The organism is Bradyrhizobium sp. HKCCYLRH3061 (assembly GCF_051168015.1).
Lineage (GTDB): Bacteria > Pseudomonadota > Alphaproteobacteria > Rhizobiales > Xanthobacteraceae > Bradyrhizobium.
This window is the reverse complement of sequence record NZ_JBNPUE010000001.1, coordinates 785,888-810,561: the sequence shown is the minus strand read 5'-3', so window position 1 is coordinate 810,561 and position 24,674 is coordinate 785,888. Positions and strand designations below refer to the sequence as shown.

Sequence of the window (24,674 nt, the reverse complement as noted above, 5' to 3'; positions counted from 1 at the left end):
CTGAGTGGACGAATAGCGAGTCGCTCACCGCGAAAGGCTTGAGGGACTTTCCAGAGCCGTCCCTCGAAACTGACATAGGCCTTCGTGCTCGACACGGAACGGACGATCTCCCCCTCGTCGTAGTCCACCGTCGGAAGGCGATCCGGCATGGTGCGTTGGCTGGGCCGATAGCGGCTTGCCGGCACATTGAAGTCGAGAGCCTCATGGGGGCGGTCGAGATTGTAGACGGCTCGCCATTCGTCGAGTGCCCGCTGGACATCGGGAAGGTCCCTGTAACGCTTGAAGGCAAAGACCTCGGCCTTCAGGCTGCGGTGGAAGCGTTCGTTCTTGCCGCGGCTCTGGGGATGATAGGGCCGGCTATGGATCGTTCGAACGCCGAGCTTCAGCAGCCAGACCGTCAACGCGGTCCAGGGGTCTTCGAGAGTAAAGCCCCAGGGGCCACCGTTGTCGACGAACATCGCATCCGGCAGTCCATAGCGGCGGAACGTCGTCTCCAAATGTCCTTTGACCGTAGAGCCGCGCTCATTGTCGCAGGCCGCCAGGCACAAGGAAAAGCGCGAGTGATCGTCCAGCGCGGTGAGCGGATGACAAGACACACCGTTCTCCAGCGCACTGTGTCCCTTGAAGTCCATCTGCCACAGCTGATTGGGCGCATCCTTCTCGAACCGCGTGTAGGGCTGCCCGGGCGTGCCGCCAGGCTCCGTCACCCGATCGTAGCGGCGCAGGATGTTATGCACGGTGGAGATCGCCGGGACAGCTTGCCCATCGCGATCGAGACGATGCGCGAGCTTGCGCGCGCCCCAGGCCGGGTGAGCATCGCGCAACGCGACAATCTGCTGCTCAGTCGCAGCTGCGGTGCGCTCCGGACTTCGATGCGGCCGCCGCGACCGGTCCGCCAGCGTCGTATCGCCGGCGTCAGACCGCTCGATCCATTTGTAGCCGGTCTGGGGGCTGATGCCGAACCGCCGACACAGCTGCCGCCGGTTGGCTCCCTCCTGCTTGGCAAGCATCACAAACTCTCGTCGCTGGTCCATGACAGACACCTCTCGCCACGGCATCGCTCGCCCCTTTGCTTGACGAATCGAGCCAATTTTGAGGTGTCAACCATGTCTCCGAACACCTGTCAGCCATGTCCCCGGGCTGAACAGAAGCGAAGCAATCCAGAGTCGGTTGCGCGGCTCTGGATTGCTTCGTCGCTTTGCTCCTCGCAATGACGGAAGCTCATAGCTGACTTCAGAAGAAGAGGGCGACGAAAGCGGTGACTGCCTTGGGCATGTTCTTCGGCATGTTCTTGGGCATGTTGAAGCGCCGGCGGATCCAACGCTGTTCGGCGCCCGGTGACCCCCACCCCCGACCCCTCCCCGCAAGGGGGAGGGGAGCGCACCGGCGTCGGGGTGGGCAGTCGGGCTAAGGCTGATCTACAGCACGTCCACTACACTCCGCGCTCAGCGCGGTAGCTCGGTCTTGCCCATAAGGAACTTGTCGACGGCCTGGGCGCACAAGCGGCCCTCGCGGATCGCCCAGACCACCAGCGACTGGCCGCGCCGCATGTCGCCGGCGGAGAAGACCTTCGGCAGCGAGGTCTGGTAGTCGGTCAGGTTGGCCTTGACGTTGCCGCGCGGGTCGAGGTCGACGCCAAGGCTCTTGAGCAGACCCTCGTGCACCGGATGCACGAAGCCCATCGCCAGCAGCACGAGGTCGGCTGCGAGCTCGAACTCGGTGCCCGGGATCGGCTTGAACTGGGCGTCGACGCGGACGCAGTGCATCTTCTTGACCGCGCCGTTCTCACCCTCGAACTTCTGCGTCAGCACCGCGAACTCGCGCATCGCGCCCTCGGCCTGGCTCGACGATGTCCGCATCTTCAGCGGCCAGTTCGGCCAGGTCAGCGCCTTGTCCTCGCGCTCCGGCGGGGCCGGCATGATCTCGAGCTGGGTCACGGAGAGCGCGCCCTGGCGCAGCGAGGTGCCGATGCAGTCGCTGCCGGTGTCGCCGCCGCCGATCACGACGACATGCTTGCCGCCGGCGAGGATCTCGGTCGCATTCACCGGCTCGTTGCCGACGCGGCGGTTCTGCTGCGGCAGGAAGTCCATCGCGTAATGAATGCCGGCGAGATCGCGGCCGGGGATCGGCAGGTCGCGCGGGGCTTCCGCGCCGCCGGTCAGCGCCACGGCGTCGTAATCCTTCAGCAGCGTCTTGGCATCGAGGCCATCCTTGCCGCCGACATTGACGCCGTAGTGGAAGACGACGCCTTCGCCTTCCATCTGCGCGATGCGGCGGTCGATGATACCCTTCTCCATCTTGAAGTCGGGAATGCCGTAGCGCAGCAGACCGCCGGCCTTGGCGTGCTTCTCATAGACATGCACCTCGTGTCCGGCGCGCGCCAGCTGCTGCGCGGCTGCGAGACCGGCCGGACCCGCGCCGACGACCGCGACCTTCTTGCCGGTCTTGACGGAGGCCGGCTCCGGCTTCAGCCAGCCATTCTCCCAGGCCTTGTCGACGATGGCGCATTCGATTGTCTTGATGGTCACCGGGTTGTCGTCGATGTTCAAGGTGCACGACGCCTCGCACGGGGCAGGGCAGATGCGGCCGGTGAACTCCGGGAAGTTGTTGGTCGAGTGCAGGTTGCGCGACGCCTCTTCCCAGTTGCCGTTGTAGACGAGGTCGTTCCAGTCCGGGATCTGGTTGTTGACCGGGCAGCCGGTGGTGCCCGGCGCGGCCGAGCCCGTGCCGTGGCAGTAGGGGATGCCGCAATTCATGCAGCGCGCCGCCTGGTCGCGCAGCTCCTTCTCGGAGAGCGGCACCACGAACTCGTTGAAATTCTTCAGACGCTCGGCAACCGGCGCGTACTTGCGATCGTGCCGCTCGATTTCGAGAAAACCTGTGACCTTGCCCATGACCTACGACGTCCCTGACTGCTCGGGCCTCATGGTTCGAGACGGCGCTTTCGCGCCTCCTCACCATGAGGGTTTGCTCCTACTTCTCCTCACCCTGAGGAGCGGCGTCTTCGCCGCGTCTCGAAGGGTGAGGCCCCGCTCTCGGCCTCATGGTTCGAGACGGTGCTGCGCACCTCCTCACCATGAGGGTTTGCTCCTATTTTCTCCTCACCGCTGAGGAGCGGCGTCTTCGCCGCGTCTCGAAGGGTGAGGCCCCGCTCTCGGCCTCATGGTTCGAGACGGCGCTACGCGCCTCCTCACCATGAGGAGAGATATCAAGCCCCGATCGCGATCTTCGGCTCGGCGTCGGCGTTGGCCGCCATTTCCTTCAGGGCGCGGCGGTACTCGACCGGCATGACCTTGCGGAACTTCGGCGCATAGTCCTTCCAGTTCGCCAGGATTTCTGCGGCGCGCTTCGAGCCGGTGGCCTTGGCGTGACGCGAGATCAGGATGTGCAGGCGTTCGATGTCGGACGCCAGCAGGTTCTTGAACACGTCGACCCGGCCATGCGCCTCGAGATCGCCCATCTGGTGATAGGAGGCTTCCGCGATCATCTCCTCCGACAGCACCGGCTCGAGCTCGACCATCGCCATGTTGCAATGCTTGTCGAAGTCGCCGGCCTCGTCGAGCACATAGGCGACGCCGCCGGACATGCCGGCCGCGAAGTTGCGCCCGGTCTTGCCGAGCACAACGACGATGCCGCCGGTCATGTATTCGCAGCAATGATCACCCGCGCCCTCGACCACGGCGACCGCGCCCGAGTTGCGCACCGCGAAGCGCTCGCCGGCGATGCCGCGGAAGAAGCACTCGCCGGAGATGGCGCCGTACATCACGGTGTTGCCGACGATGATCGACTCCTCCGGCACGATGCCGGAGTTGCGCGGCGGCTTGACGATGATGCGGCCGCCCGACAGGCCCTTGCCGACATAGTCGTTGCCTTCGCCTTCGAGCTCGAAGGTGACGCCGTTGGCGAGCCAGGCGCCGAAGGCCTGGCCGGCGGTGCCCTTCAGGCTGACATGGATCGTATCCTGCGGCAGGCCGGCATGGCCGTAGATCTTCGCCACCGCGCCGGAGAGCATCGCGCCCGCCGAACGGTCGGTGTTGTTGATCTCGGCCTCGATCTTGACCGGCGCGCCGCGGTCGAGCGCGGGCTTGGCCTGCTCGATCAGCTTGCGGTCGAGCACGGCGTCGAGGTGATGGTCCTGCTTCTCGGCGTGATAGACCTTCTGGCCCGGCTCCGCCTTCTGCTTGACGAAAAGCTTGGAGAAGTCGAGGCCCTTGGCCTTCCAATGCGCCACCAGCCTGGACTGGTCGAGCATCTGGGTCTGTCCGACCATCTCGTTGAACGAGCGGTAGCCCAGAGCGGCCATGATCTCGCGGACTTCCTCGGCGACGAAGAAGAAGAAGTTGATGACGTGCTCGGGCTGGCCTGTGAAGCGCTTGCGCAGCACCGGGTCCTGGGTGGCGACGCCCACGGGACAGGTGTTGAGGTGGCACTTGCGCATCATGATGCAACCGGCCGCGATCAACGGCGCGGTGGCGAAGCCGAACTCGTCGGCGCCAAGGAGTGCGCCGATGACGACGTCACGGCCGGTGCGGAAGCCGCCGTCGACCTGGACCACGATGCGGCTGCGCAGCCGCTCACGCACCAGCGTCTGATGCGTCTCGGCAAGGCCGATCTCCCACGGCGATCCCGCATGCTTGATCGAGGTGAGCGGGGAGGCACCGGTGCCGCCCTCGAAGCCCGCGATCGTGACGTGGTCGGCGCGCGCCTTGGCGACGCCGGCCGCAACCGTGCCGACGCCGACCTCCGAGACGAGCTTGACCGACACCTGACCGTCGGGATTGACGTTCTTCAGGTCGTAGATCAGCTGCGCGAGATCCTCGATCGAGTAGATGTCGTGGTGCGGCGGCGGCGAGATCAGGCCAACGCCGGGCGTCGAGTGGCGCACCTTGGCGATGGTGGCGTCGACCTTGTGGCCGGGCAGCTGACCGCCTTCGCCGGGCTTGGCACCCTGCGCCATCTTGATCTGCATCATGTCGGAGTTGACGAGGTACTCCGTCGTCACGCCGAACCGGCCCGAGGCGACCTGCTTGATCGCCGAGCGCATGGAATCGCCGTTCGGCAGCGGCTTGAAGCGGTCGGCCTCCTCGCCGCCTTCGCCGGTGTTCGACTTGCCGCCGATCCGGTTCATGGCGATCGCGAGCGTCGTATGCGCCTCGCGCGAGATCGAGCCGAAGCTCATCGCGCCCGTGGCGAAGCGCTTGACGATCTCCTTCGCCGGCTCGACCTCGTCGAGCGGAACCGGCTTGCGCTTGTCGTCCTCGGCCGACTTGATCCGGAACAGGCCGCGCAGGGTCAGCAGCCGCTCGGACTGCTCGTTGAGCAGCTTGGCGAACGCCTGGTAGCGCTCCCTGGAGTTGCCGCGCACGGCGTGCTGCAAGGTCGCAACCGACTCGGCCGTCCACGCATGGTCCTCGCCGCGGGTGCGGTAGGCATATTCGCCGCCGACATCGAGCGCGCTCTTGTAGACCAGCGCATCGCCGAACGCGTCGCGGTGACGGCGCGTGGTCTCCTCGGCGATCTCGGCGAGGCCGACGCCCTCGATGCGGGTGTGGGTGCCGGCGAAGAACTTCTGCACGAACTCGGCGCGAAGGCCGACCGCGTCGAAGATCTGCGCGCCGCAGTAGGACTGATAGGTCGAGATGCCCATCTTCGACATGACCTTGAGCAGGCCCTTGCCGATCGACTTGATGTAGCGCTTGACGACCTCGTAGTCGCTCAGCGCGCCCGGCAGCTTGTCCTTGAGCGCGATGATGGTCTCGAAGGCGAGATACGGATTGATCGCCTCTGCGCCGTAGCCGGCGAGACAGGCGAAGTGATGCACCTCGCGCGGCTCACCCGACTCCACCACGAGGCCGACCGACGTGCGCAGGCCGGTGCGGATCAGGTGATGATGCACGGCGGCGCAGGCGAGCAGCGACGGGATCGGAATCCGGTCGGCCGAGACCATGCGGTCGGACAGGATGATGATGTTGACGCCCTCGCGCACCGCGGCTTCGGCGCGGCCGCAGAGATCGTCGAGCACCTGCTCGAAGCCGGCCGCGCCCAGGCTCGCATCGAAGGTGGTGTCGAGCGTGCGTGAGACGAAGTGGCTGTCGGAGACCTCAGAGATCGAGCGGATCTTCTCCAGGTCCGCATCGGTCAGGATCGGCTGATGCACCTCGAGCCGCTTGGTCGAGGCGACACCCTCGAGGTCGAACAGGTTAGGTCGCGGGCCGATGATCGAGACCAGGCTCATCACCAGCTCCTCGCGGATCGGATCGATCGGCGGGTTGGTGACCTGTGCGAAGTTCTGCTTGAAGTAGGTGAAGAGCAGCTTCGGCTTGTCCGACAGCGCCGAGATCGGCGTGTCGTTGCCCATCGAGCCCGTGGCCTCCTCGCCGGTGGCGGCCATCGGCGTCATCAGGATCGCGATGTCTTCCTGGCTGTAGCCGAACGCCTGCTGCCGGTCCAAGAGCGGCAGGTTGGTCCGCGCGCCCGTGGTCGGCGCATCCGGCAACTTCTCGACCTGGATCTGCGTGCGGCCGAGCCACTCGGTGTAGGGATGGCTGGCGGCGAGCTGCGCCTTGATCTCGTCGTCCGGGATCAGCCGGCCCTGCTCGAGATCGACGAGCAGCATCTTGCCGGGTTGCAGCCGCCACTTGGTGACGATCTGGTCCTCCGGGATCTTCAGCACGCCCATCTCGGACGCCATTACGATGCGGTCGTCCTTGGTGACGAGATAGCGCGCCGGCCGCAGGCCGTTGCGGTCGAGCGTGGCGCCGATCTGGCGGCCGTCGGTGAAGGCGATCGCGGCCGGGCCGTCCCACGGCTCCATCAGGGCGGCGTGATATTCGTAGAACGAGCGGCGCTCCTCGCTCATCAGCGGATTGCCGGCCCACGCCTCCGGGATCATCATCATGACCGCGTGTGGCAGCGAGTAGCCGCCCTGCACCAGGAACTCGAGCGCGTTGTCGAAGCAGGCGGTGTCCGACTGGCCCTCATAGGAGATCGGCCAGAGCCGGCTGATGTCCTTGCCGAACAGCTCCGACGACACCGACGCCTGCCGCGCCGCCATCCAGTTGACGTTGCCGCGCAGGGTGTTGATCTCGCCGTTGTGCGCGATCATCCGGTAGGGATGCGCCAGCGACCAGGTCGGGAAGGTGTTGGTCGAGAAGCGCTGATGCACCAGCGCCAGCGCGCTCTCGAAGTCCGGCTCGTGCAGGTCGGCGTAGTACTTGCCGAGCTGGTCGGCCAGGAACATGCCCTTGTAGATCACGGTCCGGCAGGACATCGAGCACGGGTAATAGCCCGACATGCCGCGGTCGCGGCGCTGATAGATCGCCTGCGAGATCGACTTGCGGAGGATGTAGAGCTTGCGCTCGAACTCGTCCTCGGTCTTGGCGGCGCCGTTGCGGCCGATGAACACCTGCATGCTGCGCGGCTCGGTCGGCTTGACCGTCACGCCCAGCGAGGAGTTGTCGGTCGGCACGTCGCGCCAGCCGAGCAGGACCAAGCCTTCCTCCTCGATCTGGTCGGCGATGATGCTCTTGATGACGTTCCGCCAGGAATCGTCGCGCGGCATGAACAGCGCGCCGATGGCGTATTCGCCGGGGGCGGGCAAGGTGAAGCCGAGCTCCTTCGCCTTGCGCGAGAAGAAGGCGTGCGGGATCTGGACCAGGATGCCGGCGCCGTCGCCGAAGCGCGGGTCGGCGCCGACGGCGCCACGATGCTCGAGGTTGCACAGGATGTTCAGCGCGTCGGCGACGATCTGATGCGACTTCTGGCCCTTGATGTTGGCGATGAAGCCGACGCCGCAGGAATCCTTCTCCTGGCTCGGGTCATACAGACCTTCGGCCTCCGGACGCCAGGTGTGCAGCTCGCGGGTGATCTCGGCCGGTTTCTCGTGCGAATCCACAGCCAGCACCGCGCCGCCCAAAATTCCGTGCTCGACCTTCGATCCGCTCATATCCGTCCCCATCAGTTATTGGTCAGGGCCTTCACCACAGTCCGGTACACAGTCCGGCGCACCCCGGGCGCTGCGCGGCCCCTCTCCGGAGCCAACGCTCGTCCTTTTTCAGCGAGCCGCATTTGCAGAATTCAGGCCAGCCGCCGGGGGACCATGTCCCCGCTGGACGACCGCGGCCTGTTCATGTCGCAGCGCCCTCAGGCGCCGTAACATCATTGCAAAGTCTCGGTCACCTTTGCAACGAAATTTTAGACAGCATTTCTGTCCTAAACCGCAAGATGCCAAACTTTAACCTATCACACAAGCACTGCGGAGTCCTCGAGTTCGGGCGCCGCAACACGCTCATTCCCCGGCAAATCTTCCGTTTCTGCCGCTGACCGAACGATCCGGCCGGGCCGGCGATCACGCGCCGCGCTCGATTTTGAAACCTAACGCCCCGATCCCGCCCCTTCGCCGACCCAGGACCGCCGGAATCGCGGCAGAACTTCCGCCGCACTTGAGAAGAAGCGAACAGCTTCACGTGCGGGGGCATGCAGGAGCTTTGAACCATGAAGTTGCTAGTTGGAGTCGTCTCAGCCGCGCTGGTCGCGACGTTCGCCGCCGCGCAGGCCGAGCCGCTGCCACCGTCCGGCCTCCACGGGCCGTATACGGCAGTCTCCGATTTCGATGCGCCTTATTCGGACTTGCCGCCGCCGGCCGTCGTGCCTGCGCCACCGCCGCGCTACGGCTACCGGCCGGGCCCTGACTACGGCTACCGCGACGAGCGCTATGTGCCGCCGGCGCCGGTCTACCGTCAGGACAATTACAGAGAGGGCTATCAGCAGGACTATGGCTATGCGCCCGCGTTCCTGCCGGTGCATGAGGTCTATGCCATTCTGCGCGACAACGGTTTCTCGCCGCTCGGCGCGCCGCGCCAGCGCGGCAATGTCTGGATCGTGGCGGTGCTCGATCGCCAGGGCGAGGACGGCAAGCTCGTCGTCGATGCCCGCTCCGGCCGCATCATCCGCTTCGTGCCGGCGTTCCAATGGGGCGAGGAGTACGAGCGGATGCGCTATGAGCCCGCCCCGCGCGGTGGCCTCGACCGCCTGCCGCCGCCGAGCGTGATCCGGGCCGATCCGCGCCTGGTGCCGCCGATGCCGGCTGCGCCGCGCGTTGCCACCGCGGCGCCGATCCAGCCGAAGGTGCCGACGCCTGCCGCGCGGCCGAGTGCACCGGCACCGCAGACCGCAGCGCTCAATCCGAAGCCGGCGGACGCACCCAAGGCCCTTCCGCCCAAGCCCGCGGACATCAAGCCGGCCGAGGCCAAGGCTTCGGACGCCAACACCTCTGACGCGAAGCCTTCAGAAGCCAAGCCTTCAGACGCCAAGGCTTCAGAGGCCAAGGCTTCAGAGGCCAAGGCTTCAGACGCAAAACCCTCAGAGCCGAAGTCCGTGCAATCGGCCGCGGCTACGGCCGCGCCGCTGACGACTGGCTCCGTCGCGGCGCCCGCGGCGAAGCCGGTGCCCCAGATCCTGCCGACGGCAAAGATGCCGGCTGTACAGGGTTTGGAATAGAGGCAGTCAGACGGTCTGCCCGGCCGCTTGCCACCCCCAACGCCGTCATCGCCCGGCTCGACCGGGCGATCCAGTCAACACCGGCATCTCGGTCATTCACGACCGCCGCCGCGGACTGGATGCCCGCTTTCGCGGGCATGACAGGTCGTTTGGAGCAGCCGATGACACCCCAGCACCATCGGTCGCACTACTCGTGCTGACCGGCGGCCTTCAGGATCAGATCAGCGATCTCCTTCGGATGCGACACCAGCGACAGGTGCCCGGCGTCGAGCTCGATCGTGGTCGCCTTCATGCGGTGGGCCAGGAAGCGCTCGAAATCCGGATCGATGGTCTTGTCCTGCTTCGACACTGCATAGAATGACGGCTTGTCGTGCCACGCCGCCTGGGTGGTGCGGTTGCCGAAGATCGTCGCCGCGGTCGGCCACTGCACCGCATAGAGCTCCTTCGCCGTCGTCGCATCGACACCATTGGCGAAGTCCTTCAGGAAGGCGTCCTCGTTGAGCTTGGTCTCGCCGTCATCGTCGACGATGCCGGCGCGCGCCGGCGGTGTCGGATATTGCCCGGCGAGCTTGACGAAATCCTCGCCCGCGTCGGGGGCCCGGGCCGCGACATAGACCAGCGCGCTGACCTTCGGATTGGTGCCGACCTCGCTCACGACCGTGCCGCCCCAGGAATGGCCGACCAGCACGGCTGGCCCATCCTGCTCGGCCAGGGCGCGGCGGGTGGCGGCCGCGGAGTCCGCCAGCGAGGTCAGCGGGTTCTGCACGGCCGTGACCTTGAGGCCGGCCGCCTGCAGATAGGGGATGACCTTGGCCCAGCTCGAGCCGTCGGCCCAGGCGCCGTGCACCAGCACGACGTTGTGGACCTTGGGCGGCGGCGCGGGCTGCGCCAGAGCAGGGCCGGCCAATGCCGTCAGCGCGGCAACGAGGGAGAGGGTGCGAACGACGTTCATCGTTGAGGCTCCAGTGGCTCGGGTGAGTGAGGTCATCACTGGCGTCTTCGCTGGCCGGGTGCAGGCCGTTACCGCCCGTCACGATCGTTTGATTGCACTGCAGCAACGCACAAAAAAACGCCCCGGCTGCCCGGGGCGTTCGCATTCTCAAGTCTGAGTGCCGGTTAAGCGGCGGCCTTCTCGGCCGATCCCTCGATCACCGGCTGCTCGGAGCCTTGCGCGCCGGTCGAGATCGGAATCGAGCGGGGCTTCTTCGCTTCCGGAATCTCGCGTACGAGGTCGACGTGGAGCAGGCCGTTTTCGAGGCTGGCGTTCTTCACCACCACGTGGTCGGCGAGCTGGAACGAGCGCTCGAACGCCCGGGCGGCGATGCCGCGATACAGCACCTCAGCCTTCTTGCCGTTCTCATTGGCGGCCTTCTCGCCCTTGATCGTCAGCGTGTTTTCCTTCGCGACGAGGGAGAGCTCATCCTTGCCAAAGCCGGAGACGGCGACGGTGATGCGGTAGGCGTTCTCACCGGTGCGCTCGATATTGTAGGGCGGATAGCCGGGGGTGGGCTCGGCGGTGGCCTGATCGAGCATCGAGAACAGACGGTCGAAACCGACGGTGGAACGATAGAAGGGGGTGAGGTCGTAGGTACGCATGGTCAAAGTCCTCCATTGAGCGACTATTGGCAAACCCGCCCGCCATCGGGCCGGGCCGTCGTGCAGCCATCAGAGGCCTGCACGATCTCGATGTAGGGCAGGCGTTTCGACGTTCAAGGGCGTTCGGGACCTGCTCTTTTTGCCGTTCCACCCCTTGATTCCCGCTGCCTTTCACCTATTCGATGGGTGCCTCATGACGCTCGTCTCGATTCCCGCCAATCCCGTTCCCGAAAACGTCACTGCCGGCACCATCAAGACCCCTGATGGCGCCGAGCTGCGCTTTGCGCGCTGGGCGCCGCCGGCCGGGCGCAAGGGCACGGTGTGCGTGTTCACCGGCCGCAGCGAGATGATCGAGAAGTATTTCGAGACGGTGCGCGATCTGCGCGATCGCGGCTTTGCGGTCGCCATCATCGACTGGCGCGGCCAGGGCCATTCGTCGCGGCGCCTGCGCGATTCCCGCAAGGGCTATGTGCGCTCGTTCTCCGACTACGAGACCGACGTGGAGACCTTCGTCACGCAAGTCGTGCTGCCGGACTGTCCGCCGCCTTATTTCGCGCTGGCGCATTCGATGGGCGGCACGGTGCTGCTGCGGCTCGCGCATGCCGGCAAGCGCTGGTTCGATCGCATCGTGCTGTCGGCGCCGATGATCGACCTTCCGGGCAGCCGCACAGCGCTGCCGGCGCGGCTGTTGCTGCGGGCAATGCGCATCGCCGGGCAGGGCGGCCGCTACGTGCCGGGCGGCAACGACGAGATCAGCGGACTGGCGCCATTCGTCAACAATCCGCTGACCTCCGATCCGGTCCGCTATGCCCGCAACGCCGCGATCCTCGAAGAAGATCCGACGCTCGGCATCGCCTCGCCCACGGTCGCCTGGGCCGACGCGGCGTTCTCCGCGATGATGACCTTCCGCGGCATGAGCTATCCGTCGCAGATCCGCCAGCCGATCCTGATGCTGGCGGCCTCCAGCGACACGGTGGTGTCGACGGCGGCGATCGAGGAGTTCGCCTATCATCTGCGCGCCGGCTCGCATCTCGTAATCGCCGGCGCCAAGCACGAGATCCTGCAGGAGCAGGACCGCTACCGCTCGCAGTTCTGGGCCGCGTTCGATGCCTTCGTGCCGGGCACACCGCTGTTCGGCTGAGCCGTCGCGCCCGTTTGCTGGACACCCCTGGGCGGGCGGGCTAGCTAGACTCGACGTCCTCCTCGGAGCTTGGCGGCAGACGTGAGTGAACGGCGGAAAAATCAGCAGGCGCAGGCGCTGCAGGAAGCGGTCCACGCGCTCCGTTCGCGGCAGTTCGCGCGCGCCGAGCAGATCGCCGTCTCGATCCTGCGCACGGCCAGGACCGATCGCGCGGCGCTGCTCGTTCATTCCCATGCGCTGCTCGGCCAGCACCGCGCGAGCGAGGCGGTTGCGCCGCTGGAGAAGGCTGGGCTCCGCGGCAGCGATCCGGAACTCGAGACGCTGCTCGGCGCCGCCTTGTGCGAATCCAGACGCGCCGCCGACGGCATCGCGCAGCTGCGCAGGACCGCGGCGCGGCGGCCGCCTTTTCTGCCGGCGTTCCAGGAGCTGGCGGGGCGGCTTGCCAAGTCGGGGCAGCTCGGTGAAGCCATCGCCGTGATCGAGGAGGCGCTGACGCTGTCACCCGGCAGCGTCGACCTCCAGCTCGATCTCGGACGCCTCTCTCTTCAGGCCAATGACCGCGTTCGTGCCCGCACGCACCTGCTGGCGGCGCGCGAGGCCGCGCCGGGACGGCCCGACATCCTGATCGAGCTCGCCTGGGTGCAGTTCCTCGACGGCGACTATGCCGAGGCCGCCGACACCTACCGCCATGCGCTCGGTCTGCGGCCCGACGACACCCAGACCCGCGCCAATCTCGCGATGTGTCTGGCCGAGATGGGGGATCGCGATGGCGCCCAGGCTGCGCTGCGCACGGTGGTGCGCGGCCGGCCGCATCTGCTGACCCGCGCGGCCTACACGCTCGCGGTCACCTCGCACGGCCGCTTCTTCTTCCGTCCGAGCGGCGCCGCCAGATTCCTGCAGATCGACGGCACTGCGACAGCTAAGCCCTGAACCGCTTGCGATAGACGCCGGTCTCGCGCTTCAGCGCATCCCGCACCTCGTGGATCTCGGTGATCTCCTCTTCGGTGAAGGCCGAGGTCTGCATCGTCCACGCCTGCCGCTTCACCGGAATGCATTGCGCGACCGGCGTGCCCTTCGGGATCACGCCGCGGAACGCCGTGTCATGCCAGTGCGCCGGGAAGTGCACGAACGAGTCGTGAAAACGGTCGCTGTCGACCAGTCCGGTGACGGTGGTAAAGGGCAGGTCGAAGCGGTTGACGGGATGCGTGAACAGCAATGCCCAGCCCTCCGGCGCTTCGATGGTCCAGAGATTGTGAAACTTGAGCAGGAAGCGGTCGGCCTCGAACAGCGGCGATCCCGTGACCTGGGCGACGTCGTGGAAGCTGATCGGCGAGCGCGGAAAATCGATCGCACCGCCCGGCGGCAGCTCGTTGTCCCAGCTGATCCCGCCGTCCTCGACCGTGAGATCGCAGATCAGCGGAATGAGGAAGCCCGTCGTCATCGCGTCGATGAAAGGCGGGCAGCGCTTGACGGTCTGCTCCTCGGCCTGGTTGAGCGCGCTGAACGCGGTGGCCGGCATCGTCTTGACCCAGTCGGGAACGCCCATCGGCGCCGGCACCGGCTGCGGAATGAGGCCTTCGAGCTCCTTCGGACAGCGGAATTTCAGCGTGAGCGGTTCAGTCTCGGACATCGGCGCCGCGGCTCTCCTGGGGACGACGGCAGATGTCTACGCCTTCGCCGCCGAAAGTCCAACCGGCCGCCGCCGCTACTTGGTCGACAGCACCTCGCCGAACCGCTCCCACTGCTTACCGGTGAAGCGCATGAACTGCACCTGCTCGACCGGGAGGTGGTCCGTCTCTGACGTGTTGACCTTGATGCCCGGCAGCAGCATCGGCAGTTCGAGATCCTTGATCGACAGCGCCTGCCGCAAAATGTTCTCGCGCGACAGATCGTTGCCCGCGGCCTTCAGCACCTGCTCGAGCACCATGCCGTTGTTGTAGCCGTTGACGTAGTTGGAATCGCGGATGTCGCCGTCCGGCACGTATTTCGCCATGTAGTCGCGCCAGCCCTTGACGCCGGGATCGTCGGCCCAGGCCGGATCCAGCGGATCCTTCACATAGGCAGTCGAGATGATGTCTTTGCCGGCCTCGAGGCCCGCCGGCTCCATCACCGAGGACATCCACACCGACACATTGGTCAGGAAGGTCATCGGCCGCCAGTTGATCTCGAAGGTCTTGCGGATCGCCTGCGCGGCGAATTTCGGCGTCGCGGCAATGATCAGCGCGTCGGCGCCGCTCGATTTCAATTTCACGATCTGCGAGTCGATCGTCGGCTCGGTCGCCTCATAGCTCGCGACGGTCACGGCCGTGTCGAAGCGCTCGCCGAGCGCGTCCTTCAGCCCGGCGAGATAGTCGCGGCCGAAATCATCGTTCTGCGCGAGGATCGCGAACGTCGCGTCCGGCTTCTTCTGCAGCGCGTAGCGCGCATACATCCGCGCCTCGTTTCGGAACGGCGCCATCACGCCCATCAGCGCCAGCGGAAACTGGGCCGGGTCGCCGAACTTCGAGGCGCCCGAGGCGACGAACAGCTGCGGCACCTTCTTAGCCGACAGGTACTTGGCGATCGCGGTGTTGTGCGCGGTGCCCATGGTCGAGAAGATGAACGACACTTCGTCGCTCTCGACCAGCCGTCGCGTCTGCTCCACGGTCTTGGGCGGCACGTAGCTGTCGTCCAGCGAGATCAGGTTGACCTTGCGGCCGTTGATGCCGCCGCGATCGTTGACCATCTTGAAATAGGCCACCTCGCCTTTGCCGAGGATGCCGAAGGCGGACACCGGCCCGCTATAGGGCATGGTCTGTCCAATGCGGATCTCGGTGGCGGTGACGCCCGGCTGATCCTCCGCCCGCACGGGTACGGCGAGGACGGACGCGACGACGAACAATCCTGCCGCTGCGATGGCGCTTCGCATGGAGACCTCCCTGGTGGCCGCGCTGCCGGCGGCGTTTTAGCGCTCAGCATAGGCGGAGGTTGGGGGCTGCGCAATTAAAATATATTTTTTAATAAAAATGTACTTTCTGGCTCTGCTAGTGTGAATTGTCCCGCGAAAGTGAGTCGATGTCCGGCAGCGCCACCCAGACCGTCTACGAGCAGTTGCGTGCCAGCCTGCTCGCCGGCCTCTATCGTCCGGAGGAGAAGCTGAAGATCAGCGAACTCGGATCAGCCTTCTCGGTCAGCACGGGGGCGATCCGCGAGGCGTTGGCGCGGCTCACGGCGGAAGGGCTGGTGACGGCGACGCCGCAGCGCGGCTTCCGCGTGGCGCCGGTCTCGGTGGCCGATCTGCGCGATCTGACCGACATGCGCGTCGAGATCGAGACCAAGTGCCTGCGCCGCGCCATCGCCAACGGTGATCTCGCCTGGGAGACCACGGTCGTTGCCGCGCATCACCGTCTGACCGGGACGCCGATCGCGGCCCATGACGGCAGCTTCTCGCCGGCCTGGATGCTGGCGCACGCCGATTTTCATGCCGCGTTGGCCCAGGCCTGTGGCAGCGCCTGGATGATGCGGGTGCGTGATCTCCTGTTTGCGCACAATGAGCGCTATCTCGATCTTGCCCGCAAGACCGATCGGGGCAACCGCGATGCCGCGCGTGAGCATCGCGAACTGATGGAGGCGGCGCTGGCGCGCGACACCGAGCGCGCGGTGATGCTCATGACGGCGCATCTCGACAAGACCCGGGACACGATCGAGGCGGCGCTGCTCGCAGCGACGGCGATGAACGAGGCGAAGTAGGACCCTATCAGGACGCAGACGGCGAACGTCTTCGACGCGATCCGTCCCGAACGGGATGTCACCAGCCGAATGAATGAGGGTAGCCTGGCGGCTGTGGCCAATTCATTCTGGGTGACGATGTACTTCCGCTGGAAAGCGTCGCGTAGATGCGACCGCTCGGTGCGACGTGAACCACCATGCCTCAAGCGCGGTCGTTAAGCGCGAGTTCTTACAAAAATTCAACCATCTCGAGCGCGGGCGCTTCCCTCATCCCGACGCAACGGCAATTCCGCCGTCAGTGTTAATCGGGCTTCATGCCGGGCTTGCTGTGTATTCAAGCATGCATTCACCACGCGGCGATCTCTCCAAGTTTGGAAACGTCCCGGTAACGCGCCGTCCCGCTAGTGGCGTCCACTAACGACATTCCTGGAGGAGACATTGATGATGATGAAGATTGCGCGGAAGCTGGTTGGTCCCCATGCGCTCAATTCCGGCTTCGGTCTGGTGACCATGTTCTCGTTGACCGGCGTGGTCGCTTCACTCGTGCTGGTCCAGCACGGGGTGAATGTCAGCCCGCCTGCGATGTTCTGATCGAACCGCTGCCGACACGGCCCCCGTCGGCAGTTGGTCCACAGGACTCGCCCGTCCCGAGGTGGGCTGCCTGCAACCTCTCTCGAGACAAGCTGTCACCGACAGTCATTCGGGCCGTGAACCGGTCTTCCTGGCGCGCGATCCGATCAGCTCGGCGACGAGCGGATTGGCGTAGCGGCGCTGCTGGCTCACGGCAAAGAACTGCTCCTTCAGCGCACTCAGCCGCGCGCGCTCGACGAGCGTGCCGGAGCGCAGCTCGTCGATCACGACGATCGACGGCACCAATGTGACGGTGCCGCTCTCGCGGGCCATCAGGCGCAGCATCGCCATGTCGTCGACCTCGGCGGCGATGATCGGGCGGATCCCGCCCGATCCGACTAGCGCATCGAAGGCCGAGCGCAGCGCGCTGCCTCGGCCGGGCAGGATCACGGGCGTCGTCGCGAGATCCTGCGGAAAGCGGAATCGCGCGGGCCTGGTCGGCTTGCGGCCGACAAGGCTGACGCGCTGTTCGTCGATCAGTGTGTTCTCGAAACTGCTGCGCATGTCCGGCGCTGCCGGATGGTTGGCGAGCACGAGGTCGAGCTTGTGGGAATCGAGCTGCTCCAAGAGCTCGGCGAACTGGCCGGTGCGGATGATCAGCTCAACGTCGACCCGCCCGATCAGCGGCTTCAGGAAGGCGATCTGGAAGTTGCGCGACAGGTTCGCCGCGGCGCCGACCCGCAGCAACTGCCGTCCCGGCCGTAGGCCCGACAGGGTCTCGATCAGCTCATGGCCGGACTTGAACACGCTGCCGGCATAGTCGAGCGCGATGCGCCCGGCCTCGGTGAGCTGCAGAGTGCGGCCCGTGCGCTCGAACAGCTTCTGCCCGAGCTGCGCCTCCAGCGCCTTGATCTGTACCGAGAGAGAGGAGGGCGAGACGTTGAGCCGCTGCGCGGCGCGGCTCATGCTGCCTTCGCTGGCGATGACCCAGAAATAGCGCAGGTGATGGTAGTTCAGGTGCGGCATGGCATCGTTCTATATTTTATAACGATCAGGTTCAATCATTGAAATTTTAAGAAGCATCGTGGGCCGGTAAAGCAGGGGGCAGCCGTCTCATTTGATCAACCTGTCGAGCCGTCATGAACCCGCTCATTCCCTGCCTCGCGGCGCTTGCGCCGCTCACGCTGTGTGTCGCCGCACTTGTGGGCATCCACGCCAGCGCCCGTGACGTTGCTCGCCGCGCGATCCTCGCCGCGGCGATCGCCTTCGGCATCGCGACGGTCGCGAGCCTCGCTGCGGCCGTCGTCGGGGCAGGGCGGACGCCGCTGCTTGGCGGATACGGCCTCGGGCTGTCGCTTCAGCTCGACGCGCTCGGCGCCATCCTCTCGGTTCTCGTCAGCTTCATCGGCATGGTCGTGGTGCGCTACAGCCGCAACTATCTCGACGGCGATCCAGGTCAGGTCCGGTTCACGCGCTGGCTGCTGCTGACCCTCGCCGCGGTGCTGACACTGCTGATCGCGGGCAATCTGGTGCTTCTGCTCGCCGCCTGGGTCGCGACGAGCCTTTCGCTCGGCAAGCTGCTGTTGTTCTACGAGACCCGGCCGGCTGCGATCCGCGCCTCGCGCAAGAAGTTCGTCGCGAGCCGGCTCGGCGACGCCTGCCTCGCACTCGCTGCGCTGCTGCTCTACATCCGGTTCGGCACGCTGGAGATTGCCGGCCTCGTCGCCCACGCCCGGGCGGGCGAGGGGGTTGGCTCGGCGATCGTCACGATTGCAGCGCTCCTGATCGTCGCGACCGCCATGCTGAAATCCGCCCAGCTGCCGCTGCATGGCTGGCTGATCGAGGTGATGGAGACGCCGACGCCGGTGTCGGCGCTGCTGCATGCCGGCATCATCAATGCCGGCGGCTTCCTGGTGCTCAGGCTCAGCGACGTGCTGCTGCTGGCCACGCCCGCGCTCGACGTCCTCGCGATCGTCGGCGGCGCCACCGCGCTGTTCGGCTCGCTGGTGATGCTGACGCAGACCTCGGTGAAGGTGCAACTGGCCTATTCGACGGTGGCGCAGATGGGCTTCATGCTGCTGCAATGCGGGCTCGGCGCCTTCTCCGCGGCGCTGCTGCACATCGTGGCGCACTCGCTCTACAAGGCGCATGCCTTCCTGTCCTCTGGCAGCATCATCGATCTTGCCCGGGCGTCCTGGACACCGAGCCCCGGCGGCCAGCCGCACGCGGCACGGCTGATCCTGGCGCTGGTCGCCGTGATCGGGCTCGCGCTGCTCACCGGGTTCGCCTTCGGCATGACCTTGCGCACCAACCCGGCGCAGATCGCACTCGGCTCGGTGCTGCTGATGGGGCTCGTTCACCTGATGGCCAACGCCATCGACGAGCGGCCGAACGCCTTCGTCGTCGCTCGCGCCGCGGTCACCGCGGCCGGTGTCGCGATCGTCTACTTCGCGCTGCAGGCCGCGATGGCCTGGCTGGTCGGGGGCAGCATCCCGGCTGCACGGCCGGTCGACGGCATCGTGCCGATGCTGATCGCGGCCGCCGTCGTCGTGTCGTTCGCGGCCGTCACCGTGTTCCAGAACCAGATGATGCGCCGCGCCGACGCGCCGTTCTGGATCGCGGCCTACGTCCACCTGCGCAACGGCCTCTATCTCAACACGTTCGCCAACCGTCTCGTGCTGACCTTAGGGCCGAGGCATTCGACCGCACGTCTCCCGTCCAACCAGTGATCCGAGATCTCCGATGACCCATGCCGCCCTCGCCATGTCCATGGCCGATCCGCTCGACACCCCCGCCGATGCCGGGCTCATGGCCCGCATCGACAGCGCCTGTCAGCGGGTCGCGCCGCTGTGGCCGCTGAAGCACTTCGTCGCGGTCAATCCGTTCCTCGGCTTCACCGGCCAAAGCTTCGCGGCGACCGTCGCCACCTTCGAGCGCGTGGTGCGCACGCGCATGCTGATGCCGCGGGCGTATTACCGGCAGGCGCTCGATGACGGCCGGATCGACGATGCCGCGCTGACGCAGGCTCTCATGTCGCATCCATCCATGGGCCTCGACGTCGAACAGCTCAAGCGCAAGGCTCTTGCCGAGGCCGCGCAGTCGTCGCCGCCCGCCGTGGTCGCGACCGTCGCCGAGGTGCTCGACCGGCTCGCCGAGGGCGACCGCTACGTCTCGCTTGTCGCCTTCATGATCGACGAGATCTCGGCCTTCTGCGCCACCTATTTCGACGAGGGGCAGGCGAGCTGGCCGAGCCCAGTGCGCAAGCTCAAGCCCTACGCGGCTTGGCGCAAATTCGCGGCCTACGATCGCAATCCCGAGGCGATGGGCCTTGCCGGATTCCGGAAAGCCGTCGCGGAGCTGCCCGCCGATCCGGTGCAGGCGATCGGCCTGATCGTGGATCGGCTGGGAATCCCAGCTCGGGCCGTCGAGGACTATCTGGTGCGGGCGCTGTTCGATCTCGGCGGCTGGTCGGCCTATGCGCGCTATATCGGCTGGAACGCGCAGCTCGACGGCGGGCGAGACGATACTCTGCTGGAACTGCTGGCCATTCGGCTCGCCTGGGGCTTTGCGCTGTTCCAGGCACGCACCGACGAGGCGTTCAAGACGGCCTGGGCGCAGGCGATGGCCGAGGCGGCCAAGCTGCCGGCCGACCACCGGCTCGAGGAGACGCCCGAGCTTGCGATCGATCTCATTCTGCATGAAGCCTACGAGATCGGGTTCCGCGAGAGGCTCGTCGCGAAGCTCGCCACCCATGGCGCGCAGCGATCGATCACGCAGCTGCCGGCCCGGCCGCTGGTCCAGGCCGCGTTCTGCATCGACGTGCGCTCGGAGATCTTCCGCCGCGCGCTGGAGACCGTCTATCCGGAAGCCGAGACCATCGGCTTCGCCGGTTTCTTCGGCTTCCCGATCGAATACGTGCCGATCGGCCACACCAGAGGCGGCGCGCAGTGCCCGGTGCTGCTGAAGCCCGCCTTCATCGTCTGCGAGGCCGTCAAGGGCGCCGACGATGTCGAGGAGGCTGAGGTGCTTGGCCTGCGTCTGCTGCGGCGGCGCGCCGCCAAGGCATGGAAGTCGTTCAAGGTCTCGGCCGTGTCGTCGTTCTCCTTCGTGGAGGCTGCGGGCCTCGGCTTCGCCGCCAAGATCGCGACCGATAGCGCCGGCGTCACACGGCCGGTGCCGTCGCCGGTCGTAGATGGTCTCGATCCGGAGGTCGCCTCGCGGGTGATGCCGCAACTGACGCCCGGCGAACTCGGCGGGCGCGTGACCGGCTTCGACGACGTGCAGCGCGTCGCGATGGCGGAGGCGGTGCTGAAGGCGATGTCGCTGACCGGGCCGTTCGCGCGGCTCGTGCTACTGGCCGGCCACGGCAGCACGACGGTCAACAATCCGCACGCCTCCGGGCTCGATTGCGGCGCCTGCGGCGGTCACACGGGCGAAGCCAACGCGCGTGTCGCGGCAGCCGTGCTCAACGACCGGCGCGTCCGCGAGGGCCTCCGTGCCAAGGACATCGACATTCCCGCCGACTGCTGGTTCATCGGCGCGCTGCACGACACCACCACCGATGCGGTCACGCTGTTCGATGAGGACGACGTTCCGGCGGCGCTCGCGCAGGACCTCGCGCGGCTGAGGGCGCGGCTGACCGAGGCCGGACGGCTGGCGCGGCTCGAGCGCAGCGCGCTGCTCGGCATCCGCGACGCCTCGGATGTCGACGAGGCCGTCGTCGCGCGCACCCGCGACTGGTCGCAGGTGCGGCCGGAATGGGGGCTCGCCGGCAACGCCGCCTTCATCGCCGCGCCGCGCAGCTTCACCCGCGGGCTTGACCTCGGCGGCCGCGTCTTCCTGCACTCCTACGAGGCGGGGCGCGACGAGGGACATCGGACGCTCGAACTGATCATGACGGCGCCGATGGTGGTCGCGAGCTGGATCAATCTGCAGTACTACGGCTCGACCGTGAACAATGCCGCCTTCGGCAGCGGCAACAAGGTGCTGCACAACATCGTCGGGCAACTCGGCGTGCTCGAGGGCAATGCCGGCGATCTCCGGGTCGGACTGCCCTGGCAGTCGGTGCATGACGGCACCCGCTTCATCCACGAGCCGGTTCGCCTGAACGTGTTCATCGCCGCGCCGGAGAGTGCGATGGACGAGATCATGCAACGCCACCAGGGCGTCCGCGATCTCGTCGCCAATGGCTGGGTGATGCTGCATTCGCTGAGCGAGCAGGGCACGACCATCCGGCGGTGCCTACGCCCCGGTCTCTGGAGGGCGGCATGACGCGCTGGCGCGCCTCGCCGTCGGCAAGGCGCGCCGCTTCACATCCTCACAACGTCTTCAGATACTCGATGAGGTCCCAGCGCTCGTCCTCCGAGAAGGCGCCGCCGATGATGCCGTTTGGATAATCCTTGTTGGGCTTCGTCGGGCCTTCGAAGGAATGACCGAGCGTGCTGTTGCCCTTGATGGGCTTGCCGCTCGAATCGCTGGCCATGAACAGCGTCTGTCCGACCTTGCACGCGCTCTCGCCGCCCTTCGGCACGGCGAAGCCGACCGCCTTCGGGTCATAGTCGCGCGCGCCCTGGCAGAACGACGTCGGCCGCTCGGCAGCCGGCGTCAGCAGCCAGTACAGCGATGGCACTGAGCCGTTGTGCAGATAGGGCGCGGTCGCCCAGACGCCGTTGAGCGGGCGGGCGCGATAGCTCTTGCCGGCCGGGTTGGGGCAGTTCCTGCGATCGCCCCACAATGCGGTCCGCTCTGCCTCGGAGAGCTTGCGGTCCTCCATCCATTTGTCACTGGCCTTCTGCACGACGGCCATCAGCGCCAGCGCATAGGGCATGTCCGTGGTCGAGTCCTGCGGCAGGTTGCAACCCTTCAGGTCCTTGGCCGGATCGACCTCGAGGAAGCCTGCCACCTTGACCTTGCGGTTGGCGAGAATGCTCGCCTGTCCAGGGTCGGTCTGCATCGCCTCGACCGGCTTCTGCACGAGGTCGAGGGTCGGGCCCTTCGCATTCCAGCCCTTGCTCTCCCAGTCATCGGCCGGCTTGATCTTCCAGAAGCTCTTGTCCGGATAGGTCTTGTCGAACACGGTGTCGGCGACCGGCCCGAGATGGCACTCGACGCAGATCGTTGCATAGAGCTTTCGGCCGCGTTCGACGCGGGCCGGATCGATCTTCCAGGCGTCGTCGCCGGCGAACAGCTTCTCCGGCCATTTCGGCGAGGTCAGCCCGCCGAACGCGGGCGTCGTCGTCGCGAACGGATCGGGACCGCGCAGCATGTTCTCGATGTAGAGCAGATTTTCGATCGCCATCGACGAGCGCCACAGCTTGTCCCGTGCGGTCTCCGGCGAGAGGTTGATCTGTGCAAACACGCCGAGCGCCTCGCCGGCATTGCGGATCAAGGGCTGCGCGATCGAGCCGTCATACTGCGCCCAGGAGAACCACGGCACCGTCCAGATGGGCGGATACGACACCGGTGCGTCGATGGCCTCCTGGTTGCCGAGCATGTTCGGCAGGCCGCTCACGGCCATGTCGAGATAGAACACCTGGTTGCCGATGCGGTTGAGCGCATCGAGCCTGCCGAAGCCTTCCTCGGTCTCGGTCTGCTTCTTGGCCTTGATCGTGTCCTTGTAGTTCTTGGCCTGCATGTTGAGCGCGAAGGAAGTCGCGTCCTTCAGCCCCTTCTTCAGGGCGTCGCGATCGGCATCGGTTGCATTGGGCCCAAGCACACGATCGGCAAAGCGCGAGAAGCGTCCGGGCACGTATTGCGTGAAGATCATCGCAAAACCCATGGCTTCTTCCAGCTTGCGCAGGTCGACCATGCCGGGGCCGCCGTCGAAGCGCACGCTCACGCCTTTGTAGTGAATGCTGCCGGCGTGGCAGGCCGCGCAGGTGAGGCCGATCTTGTCGGATTGCGGCGCGCCGGTGGTGGGATCGGCAGCGCCAGTGAGCCGCGCGAAGCCGACCGGCAGGCCGCCTTCGTTGCCGGCCGGGGTCGGCTTGAGGCCGGCGGGTAGCGGCGCGGCGGGCTCGGTCTTGGCAGCCGTGGCGGCGTAGCCGAACGGCCGGAGGACGCTTGGGTCGCCGTCGACGCTCTTCGGGCTCGGGATGAAGCCGAAGCGTTCGAGATAGGCGCTGTCGGAGATCAGGCCGGGCGTGCCGAACGGCGTCAGATAAGGCTGCTCCATCGCCATGAACCAGGCGTAGGGAATCGGGAAGGTCGCGGTGCCCTGCGTCACGTGGTGAAACCAGTGCCGGTCCTGCGTGGTCCAGCCCTGGTCGAGCCAGTAGGCCGCCTTGGTCGGCTCGGTCTCGGGCAGCGCGGGCGGCACCAGGGCCGCGGCATCGGGCGGCAGGATGGAGCGTAGCTTGTCGCTCACCGCGTCCGGCGCGGCCACCCAGAGCAGCAGCAGCGCCAGCGCCGCGGCGACCGCGCCGCCGACGAGCGCCTTGCCGATGCGCCAGACGATGTTCGCGGGCTTGGGTTTGGCCATCAGCCGCGCAGCGATACGCTGCGGCAGGCGACGCTCGACGAACAGCGTGCGGACCTCGGCGACCGAGAGATAGCGGCCATCGCCGTCGCCCTTGCCGAGGATGTTCAGCAGCACCGGCCATTCGCCCTGCATCAGGATCGGGAAGTACCAGCGCGCCTGGTCGCCGTCGCGCGTCAGATTGGCCTTCATGAAGGTCTGGATCTGCGCCGCGTTGAGGCCGCGCTCGGTGCCCCCGTTGGGATCGGGATAGTCGCTGCCGAAGCTCGCGAACCGGTCGATCTCCTCGGGATGGACCTTGGCCTCGGCGTCGAGGATGCGCGAGCCGCCGCCATGCTTGTCGAGCGGACCGTTGCGCAACTGGTCGAGATCGGCGCCGGACCACAGGCTCTTCAGCAGCCGCAGCGGCGATAGCCCGTTCGCGATCAGCGCAACCCCGAAGGTCTCGATGCCGACGAGCCGCTTCTTGAAGCCGGTCTCGCCGCTCGCCGCCTCGACCCGGTCGCCGATGGTCTTCAAGGGGACGCTGTGGCCGTCGACGAAGCCGCCGGCGACGAGCGCACGCAGGAAGGGGCAGGGGTTGTCGGATGAGACCGGAAGCTCTCCGGGCAGGGCGTCACGGACGCGGGCGCTGTCTTCTTGCATCGAAGAACATCCTTGGAAAGCACCTGAGTGATGAAAACG

General features: G+C 66.5%; 16 protein-coding genes. 7 read left to right on the top strand and 9 right to left on the bottom strand.

The window, feature by feature from the left end; translation table 11 throughout:
* From ACQR2C_RS03860 to gltB, 3 genes are all read right to left on the bottom strand, one after another.
* Positions 1 to 1,058: IS481 family transposase (locus tag ACQR2C_RS03860; RefSeq protein WP_434880467.1), on the bottom strand; the 1,058-nt coding region annotated here is incomplete at its 3' end.
* Positions 1,059 to 1,445: 387 nt separating this feature from the next.
* Positions 1,446 to 2,894: a glutamate synthase subunit beta gene (locus ACQR2C_RS03855; RefSeq protein WP_316179620.1), complete on the bottom strand. Its 1,449-nt coding sequence runs from the start codon at positions 2,892 to 2,894 to the stop codon at positions 1,446 to 1,448.
* Between the two features lie 314 nt (positions 2,895 to 3,208).
* Positions 3,209 to 7,945, bottom strand: coding sequence for a glutamate synthase large subunit (gene gltB, locus ACQR2C_RS03850; protein ID WP_434873540.1), 4,737 nt, complete (start codon positions 7,943 to 7,945; stop codon positions 3,209 to 3,211).
* Positions 7,946 to 8,493: 548 nt separating this feature from the next.
* On the opposite strand from gltB, the gene ACQR2C_RS03845 reads away from it, so the two are divergent.
* Positions 8,494 to 9,498, top strand: coding sequence for a hypothetical protein (locus tag ACQR2C_RS03845; protein ID WP_434880466.1), 1,005 nt, complete (start codon positions 8,494 to 8,496; stop codon positions 9,496 to 9,498).
* A 187-nt stretch (positions 9,499 to 9,685) separates the two neighbouring features.
* Here ACQR2C_RS03845 and ACQR2C_RS03840 read toward each other — a convergent pair whose 3' ends face one another.
* Positions 9,686 to 10,450: an alpha/beta fold hydrolase gene (locus ACQR2C_RS03840; RefSeq protein ID WP_434880465.1), complete on the bottom strand. Its 765-nt coding sequence runs from the start codon at positions 10,448 to 10,450 to the stop codon at positions 9,686 to 9,688.
* A 164-nt stretch (positions 10,451 to 10,614) separates the two neighbouring features.
* Positions 10,615 to 11,094 (bottom strand): Hsp20 family protein, encoded by a 480-nt coding sequence (locus ACQR2C_RS03835; protein ID WP_315801815.1) that lies wholly within the window; start codon positions 11,092 to 11,094, stop codon positions 10,615 to 10,617.
* Positions 11,095 to 11,287: 193 nt separating this feature from the next.
* Between ACQR2C_RS03835 and ACQR2C_RS03830 the strand changes: the two genes are divergently transcribed.
* Complete coding sequence (locus ACQR2C_RS03830) at positions 11,288 to 12,235, top strand: alpha/beta hydrolase (protein ID WP_315801816.1); 948 nt, start codon at positions 11,288 to 11,290, stop codon at positions 12,233 to 12,235.
* A gap of 81 nt (positions 12,236 to 12,316) precedes the next feature.
* Positions 12,317 to 13,165, top strand: coding sequence for a tetratricopeptide repeat protein (locus ACQR2C_RS03825; protein WP_434880464.1), 849 nt, complete (start codon positions 12,317 to 12,319; stop codon positions 13,163 to 13,165).
* Here the strand turns inward: ACQR2C_RS03825 and ACQR2C_RS03820 are convergent.
* On the bottom strand, positions 13,155 to 13,865 hold the full coding sequence (locus tag ACQR2C_RS03820) for a hypothetical protein (protein ID WP_434880463.1): 711 nt from the start codon (positions 13,863 to 13,865) through the stop codon (positions 13,155 to 13,157). The two genes, ACQR2C_RS03825 and ACQR2C_RS03820, sit on opposite strands and share 11 nt — an antisense overlap.
* A gap of 75 nt (positions 13,866 to 13,940) precedes the next feature.
* Positions 13,941 to 15,143, bottom strand: coding sequence for an ABC transporter substrate-binding protein (locus ACQR2C_RS03815; RefSeq protein ID WP_434880462.1), 1,203 nt, complete (start codon positions 15,141 to 15,143; stop codon positions 13,941 to 13,943).
* Positions 15,144 to 15,289: 146 nt separating this feature from the next.
* Here ACQR2C_RS03815 and ACQR2C_RS03810 point away from each other — a divergent pair, with 146 nt between their 5' ends.
* Both ACQR2C_RS03810 and ACQR2C_RS03805 read left to right on the top strand, forming a co-directional pair.
* On the top strand, positions 15,290 to 15,964 hold the full coding sequence (locus ACQR2C_RS03810; RefSeq protein ID WP_434873534.1) for a GntR family transcriptional regulator: 675 nt from the start codon (positions 15,290 to 15,292) through the stop codon (positions 15,962 to 15,964).
* Positions 15,965 to 16,384: 420 nt separating this feature from the next.
* Positions 16,385 to 16,534, top strand: coding sequence for a hypothetical protein (locus tag ACQR2C_RS03805; protein ID WP_316236796.1), 150 nt, complete (start codon positions 16,385 to 16,387; stop codon positions 16,532 to 16,534).
* A 105-nt stretch (positions 16,535 to 16,639) separates the two neighbouring features.
* On the opposite strand, the gene ACQR2C_RS03800 is transcribed toward ACQR2C_RS03805, so the two are convergent.
* Positions 16,640 to 17,539: a LysR family transcriptional regulator gene (locus ACQR2C_RS03800; RefSeq protein ID WP_434839656.1), complete on the bottom strand. Its 900-nt coding sequence runs from the start codon at positions 17,537 to 17,539 to the stop codon at positions 16,640 to 16,642.
* A 113-nt stretch (positions 17,540 to 17,652) separates the two neighbouring features.
* Here ACQR2C_RS03800 and ACQR2C_RS03795 point away from each other — a divergent pair, with 113 nt between their 5' ends.
* Positions 17,653 to 19,242, top strand: coding sequence for an NADH-quinone oxidoreductase subunit L (locus ACQR2C_RS03795; RefSeq protein ID WP_434839657.1), 1,590 nt, complete (start codon positions 17,653 to 17,655; stop codon positions 19,240 to 19,242).
* Between the two features lie 13 nt (positions 19,243 to 19,255).
* Positions 19,256 to 21,784, top strand: coding sequence for a YbcC family protein (locus tag ACQR2C_RS03790; RefSeq protein ID WP_434880461.1), 2,529 nt, complete (start codon positions 19,256 to 19,258; stop codon positions 21,782 to 21,784).
* Positions 21,785 to 21,830: 46 nt separating this feature from the next.
* Here ACQR2C_RS03790 and ACQR2C_RS03785 read toward each other — a convergent pair whose 3' ends face one another.
* Entirely contained in the window at positions 21,831 to 24,635 is a 2,805-nt protein-coding gene (locus ACQR2C_RS03785) for a di-heme-cytochrome C peroxidase (protein ID WP_434880460.1), read from the bottom strand.
* Positions 24,636 to 24,674: the final 39 nt, after the last annotated feature.